This is a genomic window from Methylovirgula sp. (assembly GCF_037200945.1).
Lineage (GTDB): Bacteria > Pseudomonadota > Alphaproteobacteria > Rhizobiales > Beijerinckiaceae > Methylovirgula.
Genome location: NZ_JBBCGP010000001.1, coordinates 819,898 through 835,052 on the forward strand (window position 1 = coordinate 819,898; position 15,155 = coordinate 835,052).

Sequence of the window (15,155 nt, forward strand, 5' to 3'; positions counted from 1 at the left end):
GAAACACGCGGGCGGGCACTTTTGACGCAGACGCACGAAACCATCGCGAGCTTCCGCAAAGTTGAGGCGAGTTCGGATCGCAAATTCGGCCTGACGGTCGGCGCACTACTCGCCGCCGCGAGCCTGTTGCCGCTGCTGCATCATCGTGCGCCGCACTTTTGGCTGTTGATCGTGGCCGCCGTCCTTGTCGTTTTGGGCCTCGCCTTCCCGGCCGCATTGACAGGGTTGAACCGCGCATGGTTCAAACTCGGCCTCGCGCTGAATACGATCGTCAGCCCGATCGTGATGGGCCTTTTGTTCTATGGCGCTGTTGTGCCCGTCGGCTGGTTTTTGCGCAAACAGGGTGAGGACATCCTCGCGCTGAAAGCTGAGCCGGACGCGACGACCTATTGGGCCACGCGCACGCCGCCAGGCCCCGCCTCCGGTACGCTGGGTAAACAATTCTAGGGAGATCCCGGAATGTCGATTTTCGCTGAGCTTTTCGAATTCCTCGGGACCCGCAAGAAATTCTGGCTGATCCCGCTGCTCGTGCTTTTCCTCGTCTTCGGCGGCCTGTTCGTCTTGACGCAAGGTTCTGTCGTCGCACCGTTCATCTATACGCTGTTCTAATCGCCGGTGCGTGTTCTCGGGATTTCAGCCTTTTATCACGACGCCGCCGCAGCATTGGTCGAGGACGGCCGTATCCTTGCCGCCGCGCAAGAAGAACGCTTCACCCGCAAGAAGCACGATCCTGCCTTTCCGCGCCAGGCGATTGAATATTGCCTGAGCCAGACCGCAGATGGCGCAGCCGGTATCGATCGCATTATCTTCTACGAAAAGCCGTTCGTGAAATTCGAGCGTCTGCTTGAGACTTATGTCGCCTTCGCGCCACGAGGGTTTGCCTCATTCCGCAAGGCGATGCCGTTATGGATCGGCGAGAAACTCTTTCAGCGCGACCTGCTTCTGCGCGAGTTAAAGGCGATCGATCCCGCGCTCGGCGACCGGAGGAAGCTCGGCTTCAGCGAACATCATTATTCGCATGCGGCCTCGGCCTATTACCCGTCGCCTTTCACGTCGGCGCTCGTCCTGACAATGGACGGCGTCGGCGAATGGGCGACGACGAGCCTTGCGCTTGGCCAGGGCGATGATCTCAACATCATCAAGGAAATCCGCTTTCCACATTCGCTCGGCCTGCTCTATTCGGCCTTCACCTATTACACCGGCTTCAAGGTGAATTCGGGCGAGTATAAAGTCATGGGTCTCGCACCTTATGGCGCGCCAAAATATGCGCAGACGATCCTTGATCATCTGATCGACGTGAAGGCCGACGGCTCATTTCGGCTGAACATGGATTATTTTTCCTACGCGACCGGCCTGACGATGACCGACGCTCGGTTCGATGCGTTGTTTGGCGGACCGCCGCGCACGCCTGATCAGAGGCTCGATCAGCGCCATATGGATCTCGCTGCCTCGGTCCAGGCGGTGACCGAAGAGATCGTCCTGCGTTTGACGCGCGCGGCAGCCAGCGAAACCGGCGAGAAAAATCTCTGCCTCGCTGGCGGCGTCGCGCTGAATTGCGTCGCCAACGGCAAAATTCTTCGCGACGGCAAATTCGAGCGTATTTTCATCCAACCCGCAGCCGGCGATGCTGGCGGGGCGCTCGGCGCGGCTTTCGCCGGCTATTACGACGGCCGCCGCGACGACCAACGAAAATCGGTCGTGCAAGAGCCGGACGCGATGCAGGGAAGCTATCTCGGGCCTGCCTATGCGCAGGACGACATCGAGACGCGGCTGCAAAATGCCGGCGCGAAATTCGATGTCGTCGATGACACGACCTTGATCTCCGAAACGGCGGCGGCGCTCGCGCGAGGTCAGGCTGTCGGCTGGCATCAGGGCCGGATGGAATTCGGCCCCCGCGCGCTCGGCGGACGCTCGATCCTTGGCGATCCTCGCTCGCCGACGATGCAGAAGGCGCTGAACCTCAAAGTAAAATATCGCGAGAGTTTCCGCCCGTTCGCGCCCTCCGTGCTGCGGGAACATGTCAGCGAATGGTTCGATCTCGACAGCGATTCGCCCTATATGCTGCTCGTCGCCAACGTCAAAGAGACGCGCTGCCGCAAAATGTCAGGCGACGAAGAACATCTGTTCGGCATCGACAAGCTGAATATTCTGCGCTCGGAGATTCCGGCCGTGACGCATGTCGATTATTCGGCGCGCGTCCAGACGGTTCATAAAGAAACCAATCCACGCTACCACGCCTTGATCGAGAAATTCGCCGAATTGACCGGCTGCCCGGTGCTCGTCAACACGAGCTTCAATGTGCGCGGCGAGCCGATCGTCATGACGCCGGAAGACGCGTTCGCCTGCTTCATGGGAACGGAAATCGAGTTCCTCGCCGCCGGCAATTGCATTCTGCGCAAGGACGCGCAGAACCCGGCGCTCAAGCGCGATTACAAGGACGCCTTTGAACTGGACTGATGACTATTTCGCACGGGCGCAAATCGGCGCGGTACCGTCGCTGGCAAGCAACAGCGCCGTGCCGTAATGCTGTGCGATATAATCCTTGAGCCAGGCCGCGCGCAGATGATTGCCGAGGCCGGTGGCGTGATCATCACCCTGGATGATGACCGGTTCGCCTGCGGATTTCTGTTTGTCGAGCGAGACATCGATGACATCTGCACCGCCACCGCGTAGGCGTCGAATTATGTCATCGTTGCTGAAGCCGGTCGGCCGCAGATAGTCTTCTGGTGCGCGGATGAATGGGATCAACGTCGGCACGCCATATTTCGCCTTGGCGAGATCAATCGCCGCGAGCGTCATGCGGATGAACAAATCGACATCCGCATGATTGATCTTTTCAAGACGCGGCTCGATGAAGAGGCGGTAAGTAGCGCTGTGCTGCGCCCATTGTTTCAGCCAGCGCGCGAGGCCCATATCGCAGACGCCTTGGTAGGCAACCTTGTCACCGGCAAGACCATAACGTGGACCGTCCATCACCCAGGAGGCTTTGCAGGAGCTGCGGACGACATGCCAGGACGTCGTCATGAAGACGAACAGTTTCGGCTGCGGGCCGACGAGGCGATCGAAATACCCGGTCTCCAGTTCGCGTAAAAATTGCTGCGGCCCATAACCGGGGAAACCGAGATTAAGCACGCGCAGATTGTCGCCGAACGCGTCCGAGAAATATTGCGGCACTGTCTCGCTGTCGTTCACGCCCTGGCCGAATGTGAATGAGTCGCCGAAGAAGGCAACCGTTGGGCCAGCCTTGCACGCGCGTGTCGGCCGAATAAGATCGGAATTGATCGAATAGTTCGCGTCATAGATCACACGTTTGCTGCGTGGATCGAACCGCGTAGCATGAAATACTCCGGGATGTTGCGGCCCCCAGCCGATCACCGGCTCCGGCACGGTGAAGCCATGGGTTGTGCGAATATCCCAGGCGGGTGAGACGATTGTCGCGAAAGCCTCGATGGCACAGATGCCGAAGAGCAATGATGCGACGATCAAGAGTCCATCGCGCCAGATGCCGCGCGCAAACGATGTAAGAACGCCCACCAGCAGCGCGAGCAACACGAATGTGCCGAGGCGAAAGGCGCCAAACGGCCGCGCAATCTCCAGATAGACGATGCCACCCATCAGAACGAGAATGGAAAGAGAGCGGAAAACTGGGAAGCGTCGGATCATGCGACCATGTTTTTGTGGCGCCTGCGGGCGCGATGGCATGGCGTCATTAAAAGGAAGATTTGGGCGGCGAAGAGGCTGGGACTCCTAACTGCGAAGTCCTGGAGCCTCATGGCCCGTGCGGGCGACGTATTCCGCATAGCCACCACCGTAATTGTGAACGCCATCGGGTGTCAGTTCCAGCACCCGATTGGACAGCGCGGCTAGAAAGTGCCGGTCATGCGAGACAAAGAGCATCGTCCCCTCATATTGCGACAGCGCCGTAATCAGCATTTCCTTTGTCGCCATATCGAGATGGTTTGTCGGCTCGTCCAGCACAAGAAAATTGGGCGGGTCGAAAAGCATTTTCGCCATGACGAGCCGGGCTTTCTCTCCGCCCGACAGCACCCGGCACTTTTTCTCCACCTCGTTACCGGATAATCCGAAACAACCGGCCAGCGCGAGGAGCGAGCCACGCCCCGCTTGGGGGAAAGCATCTTCCAGCGCCTGAAAAACCGTGTGGTCGCCGTCCAGCAAATCCATCGCGTGCTGCGCGAAATAACCCATCTTGACTGTGCCGCCGAGGGAGACCGTGCCTTCATCCGGCTGCGTGAAACCCGTCACCAGCTTCAGGAGCGTGGACTTTCCGGCACCGTTGACGCCCATGACACACCAGCGTTCCTTGCGGCGGATCGCGAAGTTCAGGCCCTCATAGATGCTCAGGGCGCCGTAGCTCTTATGCACATTCTTCAGACTCACGACGTCATCGCCAGAGCGCGGCGCCGGCCGGAACTCGAAAGACACTGTCTGGCGTCGCTTCGGCGGCTCGACCTTTTCGATTTTGTCGAGCTTCTTCACGCGGCTCTGCACTTGCGCCGCGTGCGAGGCGCGCGCCTTGAAGCGCTCGATGAATTTGATCTCCTTGGCGAGCATCGCTTGTTGACGCTCGAACTGCGCCTGCTGCTGCTTCTCGTTTTGCGCGCGCTGCTGCTCATAAAACTCGTAGTCGCCCGAGTAAGTCGTCAGGCCGCCGCCGTCGATCTCGACAATTTTGGAGACGACGCGGTTCATGAACTCGCGGTCATGCGATGTCATCAGCAAGGCGCCATCGTAGCCCTTGAGGAATTCCTCCAGCCAAATGAGGCTCTCCAAATCCAGATGGTTGCTCGGCTCGTCGAGCAACATCGCGTCGGGACGCATGAGGAGGATGCGACCGAGCGCAACGCGCATCTTCCAACCGCCGGACAGTGCGCCGACGTCGCCGTTCATCATCTCCTCGCTGAAACTCAGGCCGGCCAACACTTCTCGCGCGCGGCCTTCGAGCGCATAGCCGCCAAGTTCCTCGAAACGGCCCTGCACTTCGCCATACCGCTCCACGAGCTGTTCGATTTCGTCGATCCGGTCGGGATCAGCCATGGCAGCTTCGAGTTCCGCCAATTCCGTCGCTACGACGCTTACGGGGCCGGCACCATCCATCACCTCGGAGACAGCACTCCGGCCGGACATCTCTCCGACATCCTGGCTGAAATATCCGATGGTGACGCCTCGATCGACGGCGACCTGGCCCTCGTCCGGAAGCTCTTGTCCCGTGATCATCCGAAACAGCGTCGTCTTGCCGGCGCCATTGGGACCGACGAGACCTATCTTCTCGCCTTTCTGGAGCGCGGCGGCGGCCTCGATAAAGAGGATTTGGGAGCCATTCTGCTTACTGATATTTTCAAGACGGATCATGGACACACGGGATTTGAAAAGCTGCGAAGTCCTTATCCCATGTAGCGAAGCAGCTGAAGGGTCGCGGGCAATCGCAGGCCGCGACAAATCTCCATGTCGCGATCGTCGTCGGTCACCGAGATAAGCGGCGATGTGATGAGGCCTGCTTCGGAAACGTTTGGCTCTGAGTAAAACTCAGACCCGCATCGGCATCAAAACATAGAGAGCCGTTGCGCCCTCGTGGTCGAGCACGAGCGTCGGCGAGCCGGGGTCGGCCAGCTTGAAAAGTGCCGTGTCGCCGTCGAGCTGGTTGGTGATATCGAGCAGATAGCGCGCGTTGAAGCCGATCTCGAGCGGCGCCGCGTCGTAATCGACTTCGAGCTCCTCGACCGCGGAGCCGGAATCGGGATTGGTGACAGAGAGCGTCAGCTTGCCCTCCCCCATCGCCAGCTTCACCGCGCGGCCGCGCTCCGACGAGATCGTCGAGACGCGATCAACGGCTGCGGCAAACGGCTCGCGGTCCACCGTCAGCAGCTTGTCATTTCCAGCCGGAATGACGCGCCCATAATCCGGAAACGTACCGTCGATAAGCTTGGTGATAAGCACAACATCGCCGAAGCTGAAGCGCGCCTTGGTCGGTGAAATCTCGATCGTAACGTCGGCGTCGAGGCCTTCGATCAATTTCTGCACTTCGGCCACGGCCTTGCGCGGCACAATCACGCCCGGCATGCCCGGCGCGCCCTGCGGTGCCGGAATTTCGATCCGCGCCAGACGGTGCCCATCGGTCGCCACGGCGCGCAGCGTCGTCTTACCATCGGACTCGGCCGTGTGCAGATAGATGCCGTTGAGATAGTAGCGCGTTTCTTCATTCGAGATCGCGAACTGGGTCTTCTCGATAAGCTTCTTGAGATCGGTGGCCGACAGGCTGAAACGGTGAGTGAAGTCGCCCGCGGCAAGATCGGGGAAGTCGCTTTCCGGTAGCGCTTGCAGATGAAAACGCGAGCGGCCCGAACGTAAAAGCAATTGCGTCGCCTCGCCCGTCACATCGAGCGAAACCTGTGCGCCGTCCGGCAGTTTGCGCACGATCTCGTAGAGAATATGCGCCGGCAGCGTGGTGCCGCCCGCCTGAGTCACATCCGCCGGCAGCCGGTCGGTGACTTCGAGATCGAGATCGGTCGCCTTGAGCAGGACCGAACTGCCTTCGGCACTGAAGAGTATGTTGGACAGGATCGGAATCGTCGTGCGCCGTTCGACGACGCGGTGCACGTGGCCGAGCGCCTTTAACAGAGCGGCGCGTTCGAGAGTGACTTGCATGAGACGAATCCGGACTTTTGAGCGAGCTGGTCAAATTGGCTGGCAGACGGCGGCGAGGGCCGCGCAGGGGGCGCAACTGTGGCGCGGCTCAAGCCAAATCGCAAGCGCCGCTGCGCCCGGTATCCCCGTTTTCGAGCTTGGCCGCCGCCGTGGCTGGAGTGCCGCGCTTTTGCCGCGCACCCTACGGCTTTCGACGACTTTACCGCGCCTTAATCGCGCCGGCCTAGAATCGCGCCGTCCGCCAGGCAGAACCGATGCGGCGGCATCCGAGATGCGGGCACGCGAGAGACATGGCCAAAGGCTGGACCGGGGAACGGCGGGAACCGACCTTCGACGCCTTTCCTGAGCCTCAGGACGCGCCGCGCCGCCGGCCGCCCAAAAAGCGGAAATCGAAGAAACGGCCGCGCCGGTCGATCCTCAATCGCCTTGTCTATTGGGTGCTGATGCTCGGCGTTTGGGGTGCCGTCGGCGCCTCGCTCGTCGTGGCCTATTACGCCGCGCAATTGCCGCCCATCGATCAGCTTACCATCCCCAAACGGCCGCCCAATATCGCCATCCTTGCCGAAGACGGGACATTGCTCGCCAACCGCGGCGACACGGGCGGCGCGGCGGTTCATCTCGCCGAATTGCCTGCCTATCTGCCGAAGGCGTTCGTCGCGATCGAGGACCGGCGCTTTTATGACCATTGGGGCGTCGATCCGATCGGCATTCTGCGCGCGCTGGTCCGCGACGCTTTGCATCGCGGCGGCATGGAGGGCGGCTCGACGCTCACCCAGCAGCTCGCCAAGAATCTCTTCCTGACCCAGGAACGAACGCTGCCGCGCAAAATCCAGGAAGCCATTCTCGCCGTCTGGCTGGAGCACAAATATTCCAAGGACCAGATCCTCGAACTCTATCTGAACCGCGTCTATTTTGGCGCCGGCGCCTTCGGCGTCGAAGCCGCCGCGCAGAAATATTTCGGCCATAGCGCGCGCAACGTGAGCCTCGCCGAGGCGGCCATGCTCGCCGGGCTGATGAAAGCACCCTCGCGCTACGCGCCCAACCATAATCTAGCTGCGGCGACCCAACGCGCGGGTGAAGTGATCGGCGCGATGCGTGATCAGGGCTTCATCACGCCGGCCATGGCGCAATTGGCGCTCGATGAACCAGCCAACCCGACGAAACCCAAAGCCGGCGGCACCATCAATTACGTCGCCGATTACGTCATGGACCAACTCGACGATCTCGTCGGACCCGTCGATGAAGACATTTCCGTCACCACGACGATCGCCGCGCCGCTCCAGGCCGCGGCGGAAAAAGCGTTACGCGAATCGCTCGCCGCCAAGGGGGCGCATTACGATGTGAGTCAGGGCGCGGTCGTCGCGCTCGATCCGGACGGCGCCTTGCGCGCACTCGTCGGCGGCCGGGACTATAACGAAAGCCAATTCAACCGCGCGACCACGGCCAAGCGTCAGCCGGGCTCGGCGTTCAAGCCCTTCGTCTATCTGACAGCGCTGGAACACGGGATGACGCCGGACACGATCCGTAACGATGCGCCGATCTATCTGCGCGGCTGGCATCCGGAAGATTACGAACATCGCTACATGGGCCCGGTGACGCTGACGACGGCGCTCGCCAATTCGCTGAATACGGTCGCGGTTCGACTCGCCCTCGAGGTCGGGCCGGCCAATGTCGCGCGGACCGCGCACCGGCTCGGCATCACCTCGAACCTCGACGCCAATCCGACGATTGCGCTTGGCACGTCGGTCGTCACGCCGCTTGAACTCGTCTCCGCCTATGTGCCGTTCGCCAACGGGGGTCTCAGCGTGACGCCCTATGTCGTCACCAAGGTTGCGGCAGCGCACGGAAAGCTGCTCTATTTTCACCAGCCGCTGGCGGGCAGCCGCGTGATCGCGCCCGAATATGTGGCCATGATGAACCGGATGATGGCCGAGACACTGGCCACCGGCACGGCGCGGCGCGTGGACCTGCCCGGCTGGCCCGCGGCCGGCAAAACCGGTACCAGCCAGGATTTTCGCGACGCGTGGTTCGTCGGCTACACAAGCCATATGGTTTGCGGCGTGTGGCTCGGAAACGACGACAATTCCCCGACCAAACGCGCTTCCGGCGGTTCGTTGCCGGTCGTCGTCTGGTCGCAGTTCATGCAGGTCGCCCATGCTGATGTCGCGCCAGCACCGCTGACGGACGGTGTCTGGGCCGGACCGAATCCGGCAGAGCCCGTTGCGAGCGCCACGAACGCAATCGTGAATTTCTTCACCGGGCAAAATCAGCCGGCGCCCGCACCCCAGCCGTGGCCGCAACGATCCCCGCAGCAAGCTTGGCCGCGCGCGGCCCAAACGCAAAGCGCACCGTATCGTCCGGCGCGCCGTGACAACGAGGATGACGGCCTGCCACCGGCCTCGATTCCCGGCCCCGGCCATGAAGCGAGCCAGCAGCCGGCGCGGCCGTTTTTCGGATTGTTTTGAGAATTTCGGGGGCAGCTATCGACGGCTTTAATATCCAGGCCGGTCAAGACGCATGGATTTTTTATGCGCTTCCCGCCAAGTGAAAGCCCGCAGCCAATCCTCGGCTTCGGAGATTTAAATGAGAACAAAAACGCAGACCCAAAACATCGCGGGCGGGCACACCTCAGGCCAACCGAGTGATACTCCCGAGCTCGCGCTGATCGCGATTTTGGTGGCGATGGTCTTGCTGCGAATTTTGGATGTCTATTCGCCGCCGGCGTCGGAAAATGAGAGCTGCACCCCGACCCACGCCAGTCGCGCCGTCATATCCTGTGCTGTTCGTGGCGATCAGGCTTGGGACGCTTCATCCGCGCAGGCCAGCGACACCCTTACTGGCCGCCGCTGAACACGTGAATGGATCGCTCGCGCAGGCATAGGCGCGAGCGATTTTGGATTTGGGCTTAGTGAACGCTAACCGTCTGCAGCTCCTGCTGGAGCGCATTGGCCAAAGCGGCGTCACGTGAATCCGTCAGCATGATCGGCGTGCCGTCGGCACCCAGCAAGGCAAACAACTGGAGTCCGGGCTGAAGCGCCGGCGCCTGCGGGAAAAGCCGTGCGACATCCTCGGAACTGATCGGCCGCACATAGGCGAGAGACCCGCCGCCCAGATGGGCAAACTGCTCTTCGGTCAAGGGCGTCACTGTCTCCTGGACTTCTTTGAATTCATCCAACATTCTACACTCCTTCTGCGGTCTCCTTGAGACCCGCATGGATGCGAACATTCAGTCTCGCATCATGATATCGATCTTCTTAACCACTCGTATCGGCTCCGGCCGGACGAGATCCACCGTCAGCAACCCATGAGCCAGATCGCAGGTTGCAACGCGCATGCCTTCGGCAAGAAGGAAGACTCGCTGAAACTGCCGCGCCGCTATCCCCCGGTGGAGAAAATCGCGGGGCTTATCGTCCTGCTGGCGGCCGCGAATGACCAATTGGCCTTCCTCGACCGTCACTTCGAGCTGATCACGCATGAACCCGGCCACGGCCAAGGTGATACGTAGCCTCTCCGGCTCCGCATCGGTCTTTGCGACCCGTTCGATGTTGTAGGGCGGATAGCCATCCAGACCCGCCCGTGTCACCCGGTCGACCATCCGCTCGAAGTCTTCGAAGCCGAGCAGAAACGGCGAGTTGATGGTCAACATGCGCGACATGGGCGAAGCCCTCAGGCCTTCGTGTCTGGGAGGCCCAATGTGGCACCTCCGCTTCACGAAATATGGCGATTGGGACGGCGCCTTCAAGGGCGGGCGCATGGGGCTTGGAACGTCGGCTTTAAGCGTGGGCTTGGCAGCGGAGCACTAGACCGCGCTCGGCAAAACCCGGTCGGGCGGCCGGTGGCCGTCCATGAACATCTTGACGTTGATGATGACCTTCTCGCCCATGTCGATCCGGCCCTCGCGCGTCGCCGAACCCATATGCGGCAGGATCGTCACCTTGCCGGCTTTGGCGAGTTTGACCAGCCGCTCGGAAACCGCCGGTTCGTGTTCGAATACATCGAGGCCGGCACCGGCGAGTTCGCCCGCCTCCAGCATCTCGATCAGCGCCTTCTCGTCGATGATTTCGCCGCGCGCTGTGTTGACGAGGATCGCCTGCGGCCGCAAGTGCTGCAGCCGTCGCGCCGAGAGGAGATGGAAGGTCGCCGGCGTGCGCGGGCAATTGACGGACACGATATCCATCCGCGCCAGCATCTGGTCAAGCGAGTCCCAATACGTGGCCTCAAGCTCTTCTTCGATCGAAGACGCGACGTGACGGCGGTTGTGATAATGGATTTGCAGGCCGAAGGCCCGCGCCCGATAGGCGAGCGCCTGACCGATACGGCCCATGCCGACGATGCCGAGCCGTTTGCCGGTGATTCGCGTGCCGAGCATCCAGGTCGGCGACCAGCCGGTCCAATTGCCCTCCGGAATGACTTCGGCGCCTTCAACAATGCGCCGCGCGACGGCGAGAATCAGCGCCATCGTCATGTCGGCGGTGTCCTGCGTCAGGACGCCCGGCGTGTTAGTGACAGTGATGCCGCGCTGCACGGCGGCCGCGACATCGATATTGTCCACGCCATTGCCGAAATTGGCGATGAGCTTGAGCTGGCTGCCGGCCTTTTCAATGAGTTCGGCGTCGATCCGGTCCGTCACGGTCGGCACCAGCACATCGGCGCTGCGCATCGCGGCGACGAGATCGTCCTGACTCATCGGCTTGTCATCGACATTAAGGCGGGCGTCGAAAAGCTCGCACATCCGCGTCTCGACGACATCCGGCAGTTTGCGCGTAAGCACTACGAGCGGTTTTTTCCTGGACATCTCAATCCCGTTATCCCGTCCGTCCGCCGCCGAAGGCAGGCCCTGGGGCCATGCTTTCACGCGGCCTTAACTCAGCGCAACGCACCTAATATGGCGACCAATTCGGGCGAGGTCGCGCGGCAAGGTTCCGCGCCTCTCTAGCAGATGGCGGTTCAAACACAAGAATGCCAAGCGGGACGCGCGGCGACATAAAAACGTCGGCATCCCCGGCCTCTGGTGAGTAAAATTGGATATGGATTTGGGGATAAAATTTCTGGGCATGAAGAGCTGTATTATTTTCCCACGTGCATTGCTCGTCGCCACGCTCGCCATCTCCAGCTGGCTGCACGGCCAGATGCCGGCCGATGCCCAGACGGCCGATTCCAACGGCCAAACGACCGGCAGCGTCAGCGGCCTGCCCGTACCGCGATTCGTCAGCCTCAAGGCGGACAAGACCAATTTGCGCGAAGGCCCCTCGAAGGATCACCGCACCACCTGGGTCTACCAGCGCGCCGGTCTGCCGGTGGAGATCACCGCGGAATTTGGCATGTGGCGCAAGGTTCGCGATTCGGACGGCACGGAAGGCTGGGTTTTGCACAATTTGCTGTCCGGGCGCCGTACGGCCATCGTCGCGCCGTGGAAGAAGGACAGCATTTTCACGCTTTATATTCGCGCAGCCGAGGATTCCTCACCCGTCGCCCGTCTGCAACCGGGTGTGATCGGCAATATCAAGACCTGTGATGGCAACTGGTGTGAAATCTACGGCGAGGGATTTGACGGCTTTATTCGCCAGAACAATCTCTGGGGGGTCTATCCGAGCGAAAAGGTCGAGTAAGCGAACGCCAGCACTCAGGCTGTCCCGAATGCTGCTGAATTAACAAAACTTAATCACGGCCCTTGCCCCGCATCCGGACGCGGTGTTTACCGCGTTGCAATATAACGGATCCGGCGGGCGGCCCTCGGCAAAGACCTTGACCGGGACCCTTTTCAGCGCGGCGGGGGCTATGTTAGAAGCCGCCATCTTCGCTCGCGCAGGTGCGCCTTCGGGGCGACATCTCGAACCTGAAAGACAGAATGAGCGAGCGACGCTCCAGCTTCGATTACGAAGACCTCATTGCCTGCGGACGCGGCGACCTGTTTGGTCCCGGCAATCCGCAATTGCCCCTGCCGCCCATGCTGATGTTCGACAGGATCGCTGAGATCTCCGATCACGGTGGCGCCAATGGCAAGGGCACGATCCGCGCGGAATTCTCGATCAAGCCGGATCAATGGTTCTTCAATTGTCACTTCAAGGGCGACCCGGTGATGCCAGGCTGTCTCGGCCTCGATGCGCTGTGGCAATTGCTCGGCTTCTATCTCGGCTGGCTCGGCTTGCAGGGCCGCGGCCGGGCGCTTGGCGTCGGCGAGGTGAAATTCACCGAACAGGTTCTGCCCACCGTGAAAAGATTGATCTACGGAGTTGATCTGAAGCGCGTGTTCAACACCAAATTAGTGCTCGGCATCGCCGACGGCTGGCTGGAAGCCGACGGACGCCGTATCTACGAAGCAACGGACTTGAAAGTCGGCCTTTTCAAAGCCGCGACTCCATCATCCGCAGCCTAAACCCAACTGAATTCGCACAGACGGTTTAAAGGCCGCTGAGGCGGCCCGAGGCAGGAGATTGTAATGAGACGCGTCGTCGTAACCGGCATGGGCATCGTCTCTTCGATTGGCAACAACACCCAAGAGGTGCTCGCGTCCTTGCGCGAGGCCAAATCCGGCATCGTCAGAGCCGATAAATACGCCGAGCTTGGCTTTCGCAGCCAGGTGCATGGTGCCCCGACGCTCGACCCCGAGCCGATGATCGACCGGCGCGCCATGCGCTTTCACGGCGGCGGCACCGCCTGGAATCATGTCGCGATGGATCAAGCGATCCTCGACGCCGGTTTGTCGCCGGCCGAAATCTCCAACGAGCGCACCGGCGTCATCATGGGGTCGGGCGGCCCTTCGACCCGCACGCTGATCGAGGCCGCCGATATCGCCCGCACCAAGGGCCCGAAGAAGATCGGCCCTTTCGCGGTGCCAAAGGCCATGTCCTCGACCGCGTCGGCGACGCTCGCCACATGGTTCAAAATCCGCGGCCTGAACTATTCGATCTCCTCGGCCTGCGCGACCTCGAACCATTGCATCGGCAATGCCTATGAAGCGATCCGTTACGGCAAGCAGGACCGGATGTTCGCCGGCGGCTGTGAAGAACTTGACTGGACGCTGACCGTCCTCTTCGACGCGATGGGTGCACTCTCATCCAACTACAACGACACGCCGGCCGTCGCTTCACGCGCCTATGACAAGAACCGTGACGGGTTCGTCATCTCCGCCGGCGGCGGCGTGCTGGTGCTCGAAGAACTCGAAGTCGCCAAAGCCCGCGGCGCGAAAATCTATGCCGAGATCGTCGGCTATGGCGCAAGCTCGGACGGCGCCGATATGGTCGCGCCCTCCGGTGAAGGCGCGGCGCGCTGCATGACAATGGCTTTGCAGGACGTGAAAGTGCCGATCGATTACATCAATCCGCACGCAACCTCGACGCCGATCGGCGATCTAAAGGAAATCGAAGCGATCCGCGCCGTCTTCGGCAACGAGGAGAAATGCCCGCCGATTTCGGCGACAAAATCGCTGACCGGCCATGCGCAGGGTGCCACTAGCGTGCATGAGGCGATCTATTCGCTCCTGATGATGCAGAGCGGCTTCATCTGCAAAAGCGCAAATATCGAGGAACTCGACCCCGATTTCGCCGACATGAACATCGTGCGCGAGCGCATCGACAACGTGCATCTGCGGGCGGTTCTGTCCAATTCCTTCGGCTTCGGCGGCACCAACGCCTCACTCGTCTTCAAGCATCTCGATGCCTGAGCAGCGCCAAGGTCTGATGCAGGGCAGGCGCGGCCTCATCATGGGGGTCGCCAACGACCATTCAATCGCCTGGGGGATTGCATCGGCGCTTGCCAGGGAAGGCGCGGAGCTTGCCTTCACCTATCAGGGCGAGGCGCTCGGCAAGCGCGTCAAGCCTTTGGCACAAAGCGTCGGCTCGTCAATCGTCCTGCCGTGCGACGTGGAAAATATAGCCGACGTCGATGCCGTCTTCGCGTCCCTCGCCGAGACATGGGGGACGCTCGACTTTCTCGTCCATTGCATCGCTTATTCGGACCGCAACGAATTGCGCGGCCGCTACGCCGACACGACGCGGGAGAATTTTCAGCGCACGCTCATCATCTCGGCCTTCTCCTTCACCGAGGCGGCGAAACGCGCCGCGGCGCTGATGCCCAACGGCGGCGCTCTGCTGACGCTCACGTTCGGCGGCGCGACGCGGGCCATGCCGAACTATAACGTCATGGGCATCGCCAAGGCGGCGCTGGAGGCCGGCGTGCGCTACCTTGCCGCCGATTTCGGCGCGTCCGGCATTCGCGTCAACGCGATCTCGGCCGGCCCGGTGCGGACGCTAGCCGGCGCTGGCATCACCGATGCGCGCGCCATGTTCAATTACGAGAAGCTGCACGCGCCGCTGCGCCGTGCCGTCACGATCGAGGATGTCGGTGGCGCCGCGCTCTATCTGCTCAGCGATCTCTCGAACTGTGTCACCGGCGAGATTCATTACGTCGATGCCGGCTATAGCGTCATTGCCATGCCGCGGCCGGAGCGCCTCAAGCTCGACGCGCAATCTGAGGCGGAGAGTTCGTGAGCC

The 15,155-nt window shown here is 61.3% G+C and carries 15 protein-coding genes; 9 read left to right on the top strand and 6 right to left on the bottom strand.

From position 1 onward, the window contains the following. Window positions 1–21: 21 nt before the first annotated feature. From WDN02_RS03865 to WDN02_RS03875, 3 genes are read left to right on the top strand one after another with little or no spacing between them, the layout of a single operon-like run. Complete coding sequence (locus WDN02_RS03865) at window positions 22–447, top strand: SxtJ family membrane protein (RefSeq protein WP_337292245.1); 426 nt, start codon at window positions 22–24, stop codon at window positions 445–447. Window positions 448–459: 12 nt separating this feature from the next. Beyond that, window positions 460–609: a DUF5989 family protein gene (locus WDN02_RS03870; RefSeq protein WP_297295460.1), complete on the top strand. Its 150-nt coding sequence runs from the start codon at window positions 460–462 to the stop codon at window positions 607–609. 6 nt (window positions 610–615) lie between these two features. After that, a complete protein-coding gene (locus WDN02_RS03875; RefSeq protein WP_337292246.1) occupies window positions 616–2,457 on the top strand; it encodes a carbamoyltransferase in 1,842 nt (613 codons plus the stop codon). A 3-nt stretch (window positions 2,458–2,460) separates the two neighbouring features. Here the strand turns inward: WDN02_RS03875 and WDN02_RS03880 are convergent, their stop codons facing one another. From WDN02_RS03880 to dnaN, 3 genes are all read right to left on the bottom strand, one after another. Next, window positions 2,461–3,663 (bottom strand): SGNH/GDSL hydrolase family protein, encoded by a 1,203-nt coding sequence (locus WDN02_RS03880; RefSeq protein ID WP_337292247.1) that lies wholly within the window; start codon window positions 3,661–3,663, stop codon window positions 2,461–2,463. A gap of 84 nt (window positions 3,664–3,747) precedes the next feature. Beyond that, window positions 3,748–5,370 carry an ABC-F family ATP-binding cassette domain-containing protein gene (locus tag WDN02_RS03885; protein WP_337292248.1) on the bottom strand — a complete coding sequence of 541 codons (1,623 nt, stop codon included), beginning with the start codon at window positions 5,368–5,370 and terminating at the stop codon, window positions 3,748–3,750. A gap of 174 nt (window positions 5,371–5,544) precedes the next feature. Beyond that, window positions 5,545–6,663, bottom strand: a complete 1,119-nt coding sequence (gene dnaN, locus WDN02_RS03890; RefSeq protein WP_337292249.1) for a DNA polymerase III subunit beta — start codon at window positions 6,661–6,663, stop codon at window positions 5,545–5,547. 290 nt (window positions 6,664–6,953) lie between these two features. Here dnaN and WDN02_RS03895 point away from each other — a divergent pair, with 290 nt between their 5' ends. Further along, window positions 6,954–9,128 (top strand): PBP1A family penicillin-binding protein, encoded by a 2,175-nt coding sequence (locus WDN02_RS03895; RefSeq protein WP_337292250.1) that lies wholly within the window; start codon window positions 6,954–6,956, stop codon window positions 9,126–9,128. A gap of 118 nt (window positions 9,129–9,246) precedes the next feature. Continuing rightward, window positions 9,247–9,513: a hypothetical protein gene (locus tag WDN02_RS03900; RefSeq protein ID WP_337292251.1), complete on the top strand. Its 267-nt coding sequence runs from the start codon at window positions 9,247–9,249 to the stop codon at window positions 9,511–9,513. A 55-nt stretch (window positions 9,514–9,568) separates the two neighbouring features. On the opposite strand, the gene WDN02_RS03905 is transcribed toward WDN02_RS03900, so the two are convergent. The 3 genes from WDN02_RS03905 to WDN02_RS03915 form a co-directional block, all read right to left on the bottom strand. Then, window positions 9,569–9,841 carry a DUF1150 domain-containing protein gene (locus WDN02_RS03905; protein ID WP_337292252.1) on the bottom strand — a complete coding sequence of 91 codons (273 nt, stop codon included), beginning with the start codon at window positions 9,839–9,841 and terminating at the stop codon, window positions 9,569–9,571. Window positions 9,842–9,889: 48 nt separating this feature from the next. Beyond that, entirely contained in the window at window positions 9,890–10,318 is a 429-nt protein-coding gene (locus tag WDN02_RS03910) for an Hsp20 family protein (RefSeq protein WP_337292253.1), read from the bottom strand. A gap of 144 nt (window positions 10,319–10,462) precedes the next feature. Continuing rightward, window positions 10,463–11,458 carry a D-glycerate dehydrogenase gene (locus WDN02_RS03915; protein ID WP_337292254.1) on the bottom strand — a complete coding sequence of 332 codons (996 nt, stop codon included), beginning with the start codon at window positions 11,456–11,458 and terminating at the stop codon, window positions 10,463–10,465. Between the two features lie 334 nt (window positions 11,459–11,792). On the opposite strand from WDN02_RS03915, the gene WDN02_RS03920 reads away from it, so the two are divergent. The 4 genes from WDN02_RS03920 (at window position 11,793) to fabI (ending at window position 15,152) form a co-directional block, all read left to right on the top strand. After that, window positions 11,793–12,272 (top strand): SH3 domain-containing protein, encoded by a 480-nt coding sequence (locus tag WDN02_RS03920; RefSeq protein ID WP_337294859.1) that lies wholly within the window; start codon window positions 11,793–11,795, stop codon window positions 12,270–12,272. A gap of 239 nt (window positions 12,273–12,511) precedes the next feature. Further along, window positions 12,512–13,039, top strand: coding sequence for a 3-hydroxyacyl-[acyl-carrier-protein] dehydratase FabA (gene fabA / locus WDN02_RS03925; RefSeq protein ID WP_337292255.1), 528 nt, complete (start codon window positions 12,512–12,514; stop codon window positions 13,037–13,039). A 63-nt stretch (window positions 13,040–13,102) separates the two neighbouring features. Continuing rightward, window positions 13,103–14,326, top strand: coding sequence for a beta-ketoacyl-ACP synthase I (gene fabB, locus WDN02_RS03930; RefSeq protein ID WP_337292256.1), 1,224 nt, complete (start codon window positions 13,103–13,105; stop codon window positions 14,324–14,326). Further along, a complete protein-coding gene (gene fabI / locus WDN02_RS03935; protein WP_337292257.1) occupies window positions 14,319–15,152 on the top strand; it encodes an enoyl-ACP reductase FabI in 834 nt (277 codons plus the stop codon). The genes fabB and fabI overlap by 8 nt, the downstream gene beginning before the upstream one ends. The last annotated feature ends 3 nt before the right edge of the window (window positions 15,153–15,155 follow it).

What these genes read in the sequence shown, in the direction of transcription:
- WDN02_RS03870 (WP_297295460.1), top strand. Translation starts at nt 460, where the DNA reads ATGTCGATTTTCGCTGAGCTTTTCGAATTCCTCGGGACCCGCAAGAAA.
- WDN02_RS03880 (WP_337292247.1), bottom strand. Translation starts at nt 3,663, where the DNA reads ATGATCCGACGCTTCCCAGTTTTCCGCTCTCTTTCCATTCTCGTTCTG.
- WDN02_RS03885 (WP_337292248.1), bottom strand. Translation starts at nt 5,370, where the DNA reads ATGATCCGTCTTGAAAATATCAGTAAGCAGAATGGCTCCCAAATCCTC.
- dnaN (WP_337292249.1), bottom strand. Translation starts at nt 6,663, where the DNA reads ATGCAAGTCACTCTCGAACGCGCCGCTCTGTTAAAGGCGCTCGGCCAC.
- WDN02_RS03895 (WP_337292250.1), top strand. Translation starts at nt 6,954, where the DNA reads ATGGCCAAAGGCTGGACCGGGGAACGGCGGGAACCGACCTTCGACGCC.
- WDN02_RS03900 (WP_337292251.1), top strand. Translation starts at nt 9,247, where the DNA reads ATGAGAACAAAAACGCAGACCCAAAACATCGCGGGCGGGCACACCTCA.
- WDN02_RS03905 (WP_337292252.1), bottom strand. Translation starts at nt 9,841, where the DNA reads ATGTTGGATGAATTCAAAGAAGTCCAGGAGACAGTGACGCCCTTGACC.
- WDN02_RS03910 (WP_337292253.1), bottom strand. Translation starts at nt 10,318, where the DNA reads ATGTCGCGCATGTTGACCATCAACTCGCCGTTTCTGCTCGGCTTCGAA.
- WDN02_RS03915 (WP_337292254.1), bottom strand. Translation starts at nt 11,458, where the DNA reads ATGTCCAGGAAAAAACCGCTCGTAGTGCTTACGCGCAAACTGCCGGAT.
- WDN02_RS03920 (WP_337294859.1), top strand. Translation starts at nt 11,793, where the DNA reads ATGCCGGCCGATGCCCAGACGGCCGATTCCAACGGCCAAACGACCGGC.
- fabA (WP_337292255.1), top strand. Translation starts at nt 12,512, where the DNA reads ATGAGCGAGCGACGCTCCAGCTTCGATTACGAAGACCTCATTGCCTGC.
- fabB (WP_337292256.1), top strand. Translation starts at nt 13,103, where the DNA reads ATGAGACGCGTCGTCGTAACCGGCATGGGCATCGTCTCTTCGATTGGC.
- fabI (WP_337292257.1), top strand. Translation starts at nt 14,319, where the DNA reads ATGCCTGAGCAGCGCCAAGGTCTGATGCAGGGCAGGCGCGGCCTCATC.